Below are 12,708 nucleotides of genomic sequence, written 5' to 3' on the forward strand. Positions count from 1 at the left end.
GGCCGTTCACGGTCACGTGCCTCCTTAGCTCAGCTGGCCAGAGCAGCTCCCTCGTAAAGAGCAGGTCGCCGGTTCGAATCCGGCAGGGGGCTCCCCCGGACCCCGCCGCGTGATCACGCGGCGGGGTCCTCTCGTCTTCGGGCCGGCCGTCCGGGGCGCGCCGCCGTCAGAGCCCGGCTCCCAGCTCCTCCGCCCGGTCCAGGTGGCCGAGGGTGCGTTCGGCGTGCCGGCCGACCGACTCCGCCGAACCCTGACCGAGCCGGTACAGGGCGAGGGCCTGGGCGGTGGCGGCCAGCTCGTGCGCGGCGCGGGAGAGCTCACGGTGGACGTCGGCGGCCTCGGCCGGGATGTGCTCGCCGTCGCCCTCGTGGTCCCGGTGCAGGCGGACGCACAGGGCACGGACCGCGGGGAGCCGTTCCGTGAGGACGTTGCCGGCGTGGACCACGCCGTTGCGCTCCTCGGGGCTCAGCACGTCCGTGCCCCGCTGGCCCTCCAGCACCTGCCAGTAGCGGTCCAGGGCCCGGCTGAGTCGGTCGTGGGCACGGCGCCACAGCCCCGTGCCGAGCTCGCGGTCGTCGGCACGCTCCTGACGGAAGCGTGCGAAGGGCCCCCTCATGCGCGGTCGCCGGACGGCCGGCGCGCGTCGGCGGGGTCGGTGACGAGCACGACCTTGCCCGTGCGGGTGGCGGAGTCGAACCAGTCGAACGCCTCGGCGGCCTCGGCGAGCGGGAAGCACGCCCCGACGCTCGCGTCGATGCGGCCCGCCGCCACCAGGGGCCACACGGCACGTTCGGCCGCGGCCACGATCCCGGCCTTGTCCACGACCGAGCGGGAGCGGAGCGTCGCCCCCGTGAGCCAGCCGCGCTTGACCACCAGCTTCATGATGTTGAAGTCCTCCGGGACGGCGCCGCCCTGGACCGCGAGCGTCACGATGCGTCCCTCGGGGGCGAGCGCGGACACGTTGGGCGCCAGGTACGGGGCGCCGACGACGTCGAGGATGACGTCCGCGCCGTGGCCGTCCGTGACCTCCTTGACCCACGGGGCGAAGGCACCGGACTCGGCGGCGCGGTGGTCGAACATGTGCTCGGTGCCCAGCCGCCGACCGAGCGCCACCTTCTCCGGGCCGCCGGCGGTGCCCAGCACCCGTGCACCGAGCGCGGCGAGGAACTGGACGGCGAAGGAGCCGATGCCGCCGGTGGCGCCGTGCACGAGCACCCGGTCCCCGGCCTGCACGCCCGCACGGCCCACGAGCGCCGAGTGCACCGTGCAGGCGACCTCCGGCAGGGCCGCCGCCTCGACGAGGCCGACGCCGTCGGGGACGGCCATGAGCTGGCCCGTCGGCACGGCGACGTACTCGGCGAAGCCCCCGCCGGCCAGGAGAGCGCACACCCGGTCACCGACGGCGAAGCGCCCCTCCCCCGGCATCCCGGCCTCGGGTCCCAGCGCCGCCACGGTGCCGGAGACCTCGAGCCCGGGGATCTCGGAGGCGCCGCGCGGCGGCGGATAGCGGCCCTCGCGCTGCGCGATGTCCGCGCGGTTGAGACCCGCGGCGGCCACGTGCACCAGCACCTCGCCCGGGCCGGGGTCCGGCACGGGCTCGTGGCCCACGCGGACGACGCCGTTGTCGCCGGCACCGGTGAATCGCACGGCGCGCATCTGTGCGGGGACGTCCATGGGGGTCTCCTCCTCTGGTCGGGGGTCGAGGGTCCATCCTCGCGCGCGGGGGCCGGACTCGCCACCGGCCGCCCGCCGGGCCACGGGCTAGAGTGGGTCCTCGACGCGGCGGCCCACACCGTCGCGGTCAGGCCCGGGATGGTTGTCCGAGCGGCCGAAGGAGCCGGTCTTGAAAACCGGTGCGCGGTGACCCCGTGCCGAGGGTTCGAATCCCTCACCATCCGCGTGCACACGACGAGAGGCGGCGGGCCGGACGGCCCGCCGTCTCTCGTTCACCTGGGGGCCACCTGGATGTGGTGGACTCGGCGCGTCACCCCGCCGTCCACCGGCGGCGCACCTCTGTCATCACGCATCCCGGGGAGAGCCATGTCCAGCCTGTTCCGTCGCCGTGCCGTCACCACGGCCGCCTGCACCGTCCTCGTCCTCGCGCCCGCGAGCGCGGCGCCCGCCCTGGCCGTCGAGACGGCCGCCGCGGACGAGACCACCATCTCGATCCTGTCCTTCAACGACTTCCACGGCGCGCTGTCCGCGGACTACATCGGCACGCAGTTCGCGGACACGGTGGAGGACTACCGCACCGCGTTCGAGGCCGAACACGGCGCCGGCTCCACGCTGCTGACCAGCGCCGGCGACCTGATCGGCGGCTCGAAGTCCGTGTCCAACGTGCAGCAGGACAACCCGACGATCGACGTGATGAACGCGCTCGGCCTGGCCTCGCTGACCGCCGGCAACCACGAGTTCGACAAGGGCCTGGACGACCTGCAGGGCCGCGTGGAGTCCCGGGCCCAGTTCCCGGTGCTCTCCGCCAACCTGGTGGACCCGACGAGCAAGGAGCCCGTCCTCACCTCGCACGCCGTCTTCGACGTCGACGGCGTGCGCGTCGCCGTCATCGGCGCCTCCCCCAACGAGCTGTACGCGACCACCACCGGCGCGGGCCTGAAGGGCAACGAGGTCCTCGACGAGGTCGCCGCCGTGAACGCGGTCGCGGACGAGCTGGAGGCCCAGGACGCCGCCGACGTGATCGTGGCCTCGTACCACGACGGCGCCGCCGGCGCGGGCGAGCTGGCCGCCGAGCGGGCGGCCCGGGCCGAATTCGACCGCATCGTCGGCGAGACCTCCTCCGCCGTGGACGTCATCTTCAACGCCCACACCCACCAGCTCTACCAGTACGACACCACGGCCGGCGGCGCCCACCGCCCCGTGATCCAGGCGGGCGCCTCCGGCAGCCACCTGGCCGCCGTCGAGCTGACCGTGGGCGCCGACGGCGAGGTCACCGGGCTCACCCCGCGCCTGCTGACCCGGTCCACGCAGGCCCCCGCCGAGGCCGCCGCGGAATCCCCCGTCACCGCCCAGGTGTACGCGATCGAGCAGGAGGCCGTCGCGGTCTTCGAGGACCTGCAGGGCGAGGTCGTGGCCGACCTGTCCGCCTCCATCACCACCGACTACCAGAAGCTGATCGACGCGGGTGGGTCCTGGAAGGCCGGCGGCACGCGTGCCGCCGAGACCACCCTGGGCACCTGGGTGGGCGACGCCGTCAAGCACGCCGCCGAGCAGGCGAACCCCGAGGTGGACCTCGGCGTGACCAATCCCGGCGGCCTGCGCTCCGAGCTGCTGACGGACCGCTTCACCGACGGCGGCGCGTTCCCGGCCAAGCCGGCCGACCTCGTCGGTCGCCTCACCCTGGGCGAGCTGCTCGACATGGCGCCGTTCGGCAACACCATCACCTACTTCGACATCCCGGGCTCCTCCATCAAGCTGGCCCTCGAGGAGAACTGGCGGAACGACGTGCGCAAGTTCACCCTCGGCTGGTCCGAGGAGCTGACCTGGACCTACGACGAGTCCCGCCCGCAGGGGGACAAGGTGACCGGCGTGTGGATCGACGGCGAGCCGCTCCAGGCGGACCGCATGTACACGGTGGCCAGCCAGTCGTTCCTGGCCGACGACACCTGGACGACGCTCGGGGACCCGACCAAGGCCCCCGACGGCTACACCGCCTTCGCGACCGGCCGCCAGAACTTCGTGAACATGGGCCTGTTGGACTCCCAGGCGATCACGGACTACGCCCGCGCCCAGGACGCGGCCCACGGCGCCGTCGCCCCGGACTTCGGCAAGAACGGCGTGCCGGTCACCGACGCCCCCGCCTCGGTCGAGGCCGGGCAGGCCGTCGGCCTGACCCTCGGGGACCTCGTGGTGGACTCCGACGGCGCCCCCGCGGCGACCGCGGTCGACGTCGCCTTCCGCACGGCCGACGGCACCGAGACCGCCCTGGGCACCGTGGCAGTCCCCACGGGTTCCGAGACCGTCACGCTCTCCGGGATCACCGCCCCCGCCGCCGCGGGCACGGGCGAGCTCGTGATGACCGTGCGCTACGCCGACGGCAGCACGACCGTGGTGCGCCATGCCCTCGAGGTCACCGCGGCCCCGACCCCCACCGAGCCGGAGCAGCCCGCCCCGACCCACCCGGGCAAGGGTCATGGCAAGGGCCATGACAAGGGCGCCGACCACCCGGGCAAGGGCCGCGTGAAGGGCGAGGACCACCCGGGCAAGGGCCGCGGCGTGCAGCGCGGCGCCGCCACGCACCCCGTCTTCTCCGCCCATGCCTGGCTGACCGCCGCGGGCCTGCCGCGCTGACCCATCGAGAACGAGACCGAGGACGACATGACCCCCCTGCCCCGCTTCGCCGCGCGCACCGCGGTGACCACCGCCGCCCTGGCCCTGCTCGCCCCCGCCGTGGCCCTGCCCTCCCAGGCCAGCCCGGCCGGCGACTCCCTCGTCATCAACGAGGCGTACACCAACGGCGGCTCCGCGAACGCCGTGTACACCCACAAGTTCGTGGAGCTCTACAACCCCACCGACCAGCCGATCAGCCTCGACGGCTGGTCCCTGCAGTACCGCTCCGCCGCCGGCACGGCCGCGACCCAGGGCACGGTCGCGCTGTCCGGCACGGTGCCCGCGAAGGGCCACTTCCTGGTCTCCGGCGGCTCCAACGGCACCGCGGGCGTCGCCCTGCCGCAGGCGGACCTCGTGGCCGGCGGGGCGTTCAACCCCGCGGGCACCAAGGGCACGATCGTGCTCGCACGCCAGGCGGGCACCGTGACGGACCTGCCGGTCGGCTCCGTGGTGACCGGCCAGGTGCCGGGCGTCGCGGACGTGCTCGGCTACGGCGCCACGAACACCTTCGAAACGGCGGCCGCCGGCGCCCCCTCGGCCAACTCGGACCCGAAGTCCCTCACCCGCACGAACGGCGTGGACACGGACGACAACAGCGCCGACTTCACCGTCACCGACCAGGTCACCCCGACCAACGCCGCCGCCACCGGCGGCGAGCCGACCCCGGAGCCCGAGCCGCAGCCGACCCCGGCCGAGCGGATCACCATCGCCCAGCTCCAGGGCACCGGCACGGCCACCCCGTACGCCGGGCGCCAGGTGACCACCACCGGCGTCGTCACCGCCGTGTACTCCACGGGCGGCTACGACGGCTACTACATCCAGACCGCCGGTACCGGCGGCGACACCCCCGACGCCACCCCGGGCGCCTCCGACGGCGTGTTCGTGTACTCGCCGGACACGGTCGGCTCCGTGACGCTCGGCGACCACGTCCAGGTCACGGGCGAAGCGGCCGAGCACTACGGCCTCACGCAGATCAAGGTCGCCGCCGGCGGCGTGCTGCCGGTCGCCGAGCCCGGCGCCGTGGCCCCCACGCCGGTGGAGTTCCCGCTGGAGGAGGCCGACCGTGAGGCGCTCGAGGGCATGGTCCTCGCCCCGCAGGGCGACTGGACGGTCACGGACAACTACTCCCTCAACCAGTACGGCTCCCTCGGCATCGTCCCCGGCACCACGCCGCTGGACAACCCGACGTCGGTGGCCCGGCCCGGCGCCGAGGCCCAGGCCGTCGCGGCCGCCAACGCCCAGCAGCTGATCGTGCTCGACGACGGGGCCACCACGAACTTCATGCGCTCACCGGGCAACCAGAACCCGCTGCCGTACCTGGACGCGGACCAGCCGGTGCGCGTGGGCGCGGGCCTGGAGTTCACCACCGGAGTCATCCTCGACTGGCGCTTCGACGCGTGGTCCTTCCAGCCGCTGGGCCACCTCACCGACGCCACGGCGGCCGCCCTCCAGCCCGTGACGATCGAGGACACCCGCCCGGGCGAGGCCGCCCCCGAGGCGGTCGGCGGCAACGTCACCGTCGGCAGCTTCAACGTGCTCAACTACTTCACGACCCTGGGCCAGGACGTGGCCGGCTGCAGCGCCTACCGCGACCGCGCCGGCAACCCCGTCACCACGAACGGCTGCCTGCCGCGCGGCGCCTACACCCCCGAGGCGTTCGCCCGCCAGCAGGAGAAGATCGCGGCCGCGATCAACGGCCTCGGCACCTCGGTGGTCGCGCTCGAGGAGATCGAGAACTCCGAGAAGTTCGGCCTCGACCGGGACCACGCGCTGGCCCACCTCGTGGAGACCCTCAACGCGCAGGCCGGCGAGCAGCGCTGGGCCTTCGTCGCCTCCCCGACCGTGCGTCCCGCGCTCGCGGACGAGGACGTCATCCGCTCCGCGTTCATCTACCAGCCGGCCGAGGTCACCCCGGTGGGCGAGTCGGTGATCCTCGACGACCAGACGAACTTCGACAACGCCCGCGAGCCGATGGCCCAGCTGTTCCGCGCCGCCGACGGCACGTCCGAGGGGGCGGCCGGCACCGACTTCGTGGCGATCACCAACCACTTCAAGTCCAAGGGCGGCTCCGGTGCGACCGGGGGCAACGTGGACGCGGGCGACGGCCAGGGCGCGTACAACGCGGACCGCGTGGGCCAGGCCGAGGCCCTCGTGGCCTTCGCCGAGCGCATGAAGGCCGAGACCGGCACCGACCGCGTCCTGCTCATGGGTGACTTCAACGCGTACGAGAAGGAGGACCCGATCCGCGTGCTCGAGGCGGCCGGGTACGTCTCGCAGGGCGCGCTCACGGGCGAGTACTCGTACGCGTACGGCGGCGCCGTCGGCAGCCTGGACGGGATCTACGCCTCGCCGTCGGCGGCGGCGGCGATCACCGGCCAGGACATCTGGATGATCAACGCGAACGAATCCGTGGCACTGGAGTACTCGCGCCACAACTACGTGGCCGAGGACCTGTACTCCGCGGACCAGTGGCGGTCCTCGGACCACAACCCGATCCTGGTGGGCCTCCAGCTCGACGCGCCCGTGACCGAGCCGACCCCGGAGCCGGAGCCCTCCCCGGGCGAGACCTGCGACGGTGTGACCGATCCGCGCGGCGTGCCGGGCAAGCCCGCGAACTCCGTGCGCGAGTGGCTGCGCTGCGTCGGCGCGACCCCGGGTCACGGCGGCGACCACCCGGGCAAGGGCCACGGCCCGGAGCACCCGGGCAAGGGCCGCGGGCCGGTCCGTCCCTGACGGGACGCGGGGCGCCACACCCGGCATGACGACGGCGGGGCCGTCCGGGAGCCACCCGGGCGGCCCCGCCGTCGTCGTGGGGGCTCAGCCGGCGAGCACGGCCGCCGCGGCGGCGTCGGCGTCGGCGAGGAAGAGGGCACGTCCGGTCGGATCGGCCCCGGCCTCGGCCGCGATCGCGGTGCCCCACTGCACGCCCGAGAGCTGCAGGCCCAGCACGAACACGTCCGCGTGGACCGTGCCGTCCGCGGCCCGCAGCCGGTACGGGCGGGCCGTGACGTCGAAACCGGTGGCGGGCACGCGCACACCCTCCTCGTCCTCCCACGTCCCGGCCGCGGCGACGCCGTCCGCCAGCATCTGACGGACCAGCGGGGAGGCGGCGGCCTGCACGCGGTTGGGCGGCATCATCGCCTCCACCAGCCAGGCCCCCTCGACCACGGCGGGCCCCAGGGAGTCCTGGGCTCCCACCTGGGGGCTGTGGGCGGTGAATGCGTGGTCCTCGGCCTCGACCACGGGCGCGGGGCCGGCCCAGGTGAGCAGGCCGGCCCGGTGCACCGCGAGCATCTGCTCGACGCGCCACAGGGGCGGGCCGGAGGCGAGGCCCTCGACCAGCGGCTCGAACCAGCCCTGGACGTCCCGGATGCGGGAGGCCTCGGCGATCCGGCCCTCGGCGATCCACGCCTTGATCCGCAGTCGGCCGGCATGGAGCGCGCCGACGGCCATCATGAACGGGGACTCCTCCCCGAGGGCGGCCTCGACGCAGGCCTGCTCCATGAGGTCCGCGACGGCCCGCTGATAGTCCTCATGGGAGGCGAACACGGCGTCCTCGAACGGGGACCCATAGGCCAGGATGTCGAGGAAACGGCGCCCGGGGGCGTACCGCTGGAGGAGCTCCTCGGCGTGCGCGGAGGTCACGGGGGCGCCGCGGCCGGCCTCCTCGAGCTGGCCGACGAGCTCCCCGAGGAACCGGCGCGCCTCGACGGGCCCGCCGAGGATCTCGGGCTGGGCCCGGACGAGCGTGGCGTAGTAGTGCCGGACCACGTCGCGGTGCAGCAGCGGCCAGAGGTGCTCGGCGAGGTCCAGGGCCCCGTGCCGGGCGGTGAGGGCGTCCACGGCGGCGTCGGAGAGGTAGCTGAGGGTGACGCCGCGGGGCACGAAGGCGTCCACCTCGGCCTTGGGCAGGTACGGGATGCCGCGGCGGGACATCAGGTGCAGGCGCGGCTCGTCCCCCGACGGCTCGTACCGCAGGGCCCGGCCGGGTCCGTCGCCGGTGCGGCGGTACACCCCGCCCCGGCCCTGGGTGAGCTGGGCCAGCAGGTCGAACGCGTTCAGGCCCATGCCCCGCACGAGGACGTCCGCCCCGGCCTCCACGGTCTCCCATTCCACGTCCGAGGGGATCTGCGGGCCCTGGTAGTGCAGCTCGTCCCGGCCCCGCGCGGCGGCGGCCATCCGGATCTGGCCGGGGCTGAGCTCCGCAGGCTGATGGCCCAGGCAGAGCACGACGGCGTCCGCGTCGAGCACGGAGATCGCGCCGTCGGGGTCGCGCAGCTCCAGGCGGGCGCCGCCGTCGGGTCGAGGGTGCAGGGCGGTGGCCTCCGCGCGGTGCTCGACGACCTCGGCGACCTCGGGACGGGCGCGCAGCCCCGCCACGACGTCCTTGTACAGATGCCGGAGGTAGCGCCCGTAGACCGCACGGGCCGGGTACTGGTGGCGGCGCACGCCGAGGCTGGCCTCCGGGTGCACGCGACGCCACTGGTCGAAGGTCTGGGCGGCGGTGGAGGGGCGCAGACCGGGGTTGTCGGCGGCGCACGCGGTCGGAAAGAACGCGGGGGTGTTCATGAGGTACAGCTCGGACTGGTCCGTGCGCCACACCCGCCCTGGCCCGGGCGGATAGGGGTCCACGACGTCGATGCGCAGCCGCCGGGGGTGTGCGTCCGGGGCCGCGCCCTCGAGCCGGGCGAGGATCCGCTCCAGCAGCATGACGCCGCGGGGGCCGGCTCCCACCACTGCGAGGCGGCGCTCGGCCACCAGGGGCTCGGACATGGGGCCTCCACTCTCCTCGGGATCGTTTTCACGCCTGCGGCGCGCGTATTCCACACAATATCGGTGGCCGTCAAGGGTCGCGGACCGCATGCGCCACACTCCCACCGATCCCCCAGGATCCACAGCAGGCCCGGGCGAAGAATCCGCGTAATCATGCGGATCACGTCGAGATTCTGGGAGAAGTCTGGGAATTGGGAATCCGGGGGGCCGATGGTTGACGCCACTCGGGCCGATGGGGAATTGTGAATGATCGTAAGGCAACAAAACACCAATTCAGAAGGAGAATTCCTCATGGACCGCAACGCTCTCGACCAGCTGCAGAACTCCACCGTCTTCGCCACCGACGGCGACAAGATCGGCTCCGTCGGTCAGGTCTACCTCGACGACGTCACCAACGAGCCCACCTTCGTCACGGTGAAGACCGGCCTGTTCGGCGCCCGCGAGACCTTCGTCCCGCTGCAGCAGGCCCAGATCACCGCCGACGGCATCACGGTGCCTTTCGAGAAGTCCTTCGTGAAGGACGCCCCGAACGTGGACGCCGACGGCTCGCTGACCCCCGAGGAGGAGCAGCGCATCTACGAGTACTACTCCATGGAGTACTCCGCCACGGATCGCGACGGCGACGTGCGTCGTGACGACGTGCGCACCGATGCCGGCACCGCCGGCGTGGCCGGCACTGCGGGTGTGGCTGGCGCGGCCGACCGTCGCGACGAGGCCGTCGTGGACGGCGACCGCCGCGACGTGACCGACGCCGACTCCGTCGTCGTCAAGGACGAGCACCTGAACGTCGGCACCGAGCGCCGCGCCACCGGCCGCGTCCGTCTGCGCAAGCAGGCCTACACCACCACCGAGACCGTCGAGGTGCCCGTCACCCGCGAGGAGGTCGTGGTGGAGCGCGAGTCCGTCGATCCGAACTCCGCCGAGGCCCGCACCGCCGGCCGCGACGGCGACGTCGAGGTGACCACCTACGAGGAGACCCCGGTCGTCAACAAGACCGTGGACGCCGAGAAGGTCTCTCTGGGCAAGCGCCAGGTGCAGGACACCGAGACGGTGACCGAGGAGGTCCGCCACGAGGACGTCAAGGTCGACGGCGACGCCACCGATCGCGACCTCGACGGCCGCAACGACCGCAAGGATCGCATCTGATCTGAACGGACGCGTCGGCCTCAGGCCGGACGGCTGACAGATCACGCGGGGCCCCGGATCGATCGATCCGGGGCCCGCTCGTGCGCGATGGTGGTCCGACCGTGAGCACGGCGCTCCTTTGCCCTGCCCTGGCCTGGCGCGCTAAGCTGGACCGGTCTGACCGCGCGTCGCCCCGTGCGAGGCGCGCCGGACGGAGGAGACGTGCCAGAGCGGCCGAATGGACTTCACTGCTAATGAAGGGCTCGGCGAAAGTCGGGCCGGGGGTTCAAATCCCCCCGTCTCCGCTGGTAGGGGCCGGAACCCGTGTGGTTCCGGCCCTCTTCGCGTCTGCGCGCGGCGACCTGACGTGCCGACCGGCTGCTGACTAGCCCTCCCCGCGATGCTCGCGCATGCGGCGCAGCAGCTCGTACGCCTCCGGGACGGAGAGCTCCGAGTGGCTGGACAGCTGGACGGCGGCGGACTCGAGGTTGCCGTCCCGCACCATGGCGGAGAGCTGGTCGCGCAGCCACGGCGGCAGGTCCCGCGAGGAGAGGCGGACGGACTCCGTCCCCCGCATCACCTCGACCTCGAAGGGGAGCTCCTCCTCGGCGGGGGCGGCGGTCCACTCGGCCGGGACGGTCAGGGTGGTCAGCTCATCGGCGGGCGTCGCCGTCGGACGCGGCGCGGCCGAGGCGTGGTCGGTGTCCTGCCGGGCGTCGTCCTCGGCCACGGCGTCAGAGGGCTCGCGATCGGGCGTCTGGGCGTCCGGCTCCCCCCGCCCGCTCGAATCCTGTCCGGGCCGTTCCGGCCCGGGGGTCTCGGCCGGGGCCGTGTCGTCCCGGTGGGGCTCCTCATGGTCGGCGGGAACGGGCCCCGCGGCTCCGGCGGACGTGGCGTCCGGTTCCTGCGCCGGCTCGGAGTAGACCTGCGGATGCACGGCGAGGGACTGCACGTCCATGACGGCGTCCTTCAGGCCGCGCCCGGTGTGGGCGCGGTAGTCGCGCACGGCCTCCATCACGCGGCTCTGGGCGATGTGCCCGTACACGCGCCGATGGGCGTCCTCGTCCAGCAGCCCCGCTGCCAGACGCGCCCGCTCCGGTCCGATGTCCAGCCCGCGGCCGGACGGCGTGCGCTGGTCCGCCGCCTGACGCGCTCGACCGGCCGACATCCACCGGGCGGCGGCGAACGCGAGGGCGCCGATGACGACCACCGCGAGGACAGGGACGAGATATTCCATGCCTCCAGTCTAGGTGTGGCCCGCGAGGGCCATGCCGGCGGCCGCGGCGCCACATCACAACCTGGTCACAGTTCTGCCAGGGCTCCAGAGCCACCGAGGGCCTCGCCTACGGTGGAGCGTGGAGTTCTCCGTGCCTGGTCACGGCGGCCATGGAGGAGACACTCCGCCCGCCACTCGACCGAGCCAGGAGACCGCATGTCCTTCCCCCGCCCGTCCGCCCGCACCGTCGACACCCCCTCGCCCCGGTGACGCCGCTGGTGGGGGACGTCGGTGGCGCTCGCCCTCGTGCTGGTCGGCTGCGCCGCCCCGCAGGGGGACGAGGGGACGGCAGCCGGGTCCTCCGGCGCCACGGACGCTGCCGTCTCCTCGCCCGCATCTGTGGACGGATCCGAGGCCTCGTCCTCGCAGGGACGGTCCTCGGATGCGGCCTCCTCGCAGGCTGCGGCGTCGTCCGGCGAGGGCTCGCCGTCGGCCGCCGCAGACCCCGCGGGCCCCGCGGTCCCCCTGGCCGCCCGCTCCCATGAGGGCGTGCCGATGCGGGCCTTCACGGCGGAGGAGCGCCCGCCGCAGTTCGTCCTCTTCTCCTTCGACGGCGGCCGTCAGGACGCGCGCTGGAAGACCTTCCTGGACGCGGCGGCGGACTCCGACGCGAAGTTCACGGTGTTCCAGTCCGCGATCAACCTGATCGAGACCGCCAACCGGGAGAACTACACGGCACCCGGCAACACGCCCGGCTACGTGGGCACGGAGTTCGGCGGTGACGAGGCCGAGGTGGCGCAGCGCATCGAGAACATCAACACGGCCCACGCCGCCGGCCACGAGATCGGCACCCACTACGCGGGCCACCTGTGCGCCCTTGCGACGTACGGCGGCGACAAGTGGTCGACGGCCGAGTGGGAGCAGGAGTACGGCTCGTTCAGGGACATCCTCTCCGACCCCGCCGCCTACAACCCGGGCAGCTCCCTGCCGGCGCTGGAGGTCACCCCCGAGGACGTCAAGGGCGGCCGTCTGCCCTGCCTCGACGGGCAGTGGGACCAGCTCGTCCCGATGTGGAAGGACAACGGACTCGAGTACGACACGTCGCGTGCCGCGGCCGCCTCCGGCGTCGCCTGGCCCTACCAGGAGGACGGGATCTGGGAGTTCGAGATGCCGATGACCTGGTCCCCCGTGCTCGCCGAGAAGGGCGCGGCCAGCCCGTTCGTGATGGCGATGGACTACAACTTCTGGAT

8 protein-coding genes and 3 tRNA genes are annotated in these 12,708 nt (G+C 73.5%); 7 read left to right on the top strand and 4 right to left on the bottom strand.

Annotated elements, in window-relative coordinates; all coding sequences use genetic code 11:
* The first annotated feature begins 18 nt into the window (after positions 1-18).
* Positions 19-92 (top strand) — tRNA-Thr (locus tag ACUJ8O_RS10420).
* A gap of 74 nt (positions 93-166) precedes the next feature.
* Here ACUJ8O_RS10420 and ACUJ8O_RS10425 read toward each other — a convergent pair.
* Together ACUJ8O_RS10425 and ACUJ8O_RS10430 are read right to left on the bottom strand one after the other, a co-directional pair.
* Positions 167-616: a hypothetical protein gene (locus tag ACUJ8O_RS10425; protein WP_063189344.1), complete on the bottom strand. Its 450-nt coding sequence runs from the start codon at positions 614-616 to the stop codon at positions 167-169.
* Positions 613-1,674: an NAD(P)H-quinone oxidoreductase gene (locus ACUJ8O_RS10430; protein ID WP_082836636.1), complete on the bottom strand. Its 1,062-nt coding sequence runs from the start codon at positions 1,672-1,674 to the stop codon at positions 613-615. The genes ACUJ8O_RS10425 and ACUJ8O_RS10430 overlap by 4 nt, the downstream gene beginning before the upstream one ends.
* Positions 1,675-1,810: 136 nt before the next feature.
* Here ACUJ8O_RS10430 and ACUJ8O_RS10435 point away from each other — a divergent pair.
* The 3 genes from ACUJ8O_RS10435 (at position 1,811) to ACUJ8O_RS10445 (ending at position 7,077) form a co-directional block, all read left to right on the top strand.
* Positions 1,811-1,898 (top strand) — tRNA-Ser (locus ACUJ8O_RS10435).
* A 142-nt stretch (positions 1,899-2,040) separates the two neighbouring features.
* Positions 2,041-4,305, top strand: a complete 2,265-nt coding sequence (locus ACUJ8O_RS10440; RefSeq protein WP_036316048.1) for a 5'-nucleotidase C-terminal domain-containing protein — start codon at positions 2,041-2,043, stop codon at positions 4,303-4,305.
* A 27-nt stretch (positions 4,306-4,332) separates the two neighbouring features.
* Positions 4,333-7,077 carry an ExeM/NucH family extracellular endonuclease gene (locus ACUJ8O_RS10445; protein WP_152743961.1) on the top strand — a complete coding sequence of 915 codons (2,745 nt, stop codon included), beginning with the start codon at positions 4,333-4,335 and terminating at the stop codon, positions 7,075-7,077.
* Positions 7,078-7,161: 84 nt separating this feature from the next.
* Here ACUJ8O_RS10445 and ACUJ8O_RS10450 read toward each other — a convergent pair whose 3' ends face one another.
* Positions 7,162-9,117, bottom strand: coding sequence for an FAD/NAD(P)-binding protein (locus ACUJ8O_RS10450; RefSeq protein ID WP_144868723.1), 1,956 nt, complete (start codon positions 9,115-9,117; stop codon positions 7,162-7,164).
* A gap of 291 nt (positions 9,118-9,408) precedes the next feature.
* Between ACUJ8O_RS10450 and ACUJ8O_RS10455 the strand changes: the two genes are divergently transcribed.
* Positions 9,409-10,263 (top strand): PRC and DUF2382 domain-containing protein, encoded by an 855-nt coding sequence (locus ACUJ8O_RS10455; protein WP_144868720.1) that lies wholly within the window; start codon positions 9,409-9,411, stop codon positions 10,261-10,263.
* 195 nt (positions 10,264-10,458) lie between these two features.
* Positions 10,459-10,547 (top strand) — tRNA-Ser (locus ACUJ8O_RS10460).
* Between the two features lie 80 nt (positions 10,548-10,627).
* Here the strand turns inward: ACUJ8O_RS10460 and ACUJ8O_RS10465 are convergent.
* Positions 10,628-11,479 (bottom strand): hypothetical protein, encoded by an 852-nt coding sequence (locus ACUJ8O_RS10465; RefSeq protein ID WP_078025441.1) that lies wholly within the window; start codon positions 11,477-11,479, stop codon positions 10,628-10,630.
* A 270-nt stretch (positions 11,480-11,749) separates the two neighbouring features.
* Here ACUJ8O_RS10465 and ACUJ8O_RS10470 point away from each other — a divergent pair.
* Positions 11,750-12,708, top strand: a 959-nt coding sequence (locus ACUJ8O_RS10470; protein ID WP_445373364.1) for a hypothetical protein, incomplete at its 3' end; no start/stop codon positions are given.

The sequence above is a fragment of the Micrococcus sp. EWR3.9.1 genome (assembly GCF_052615555.1).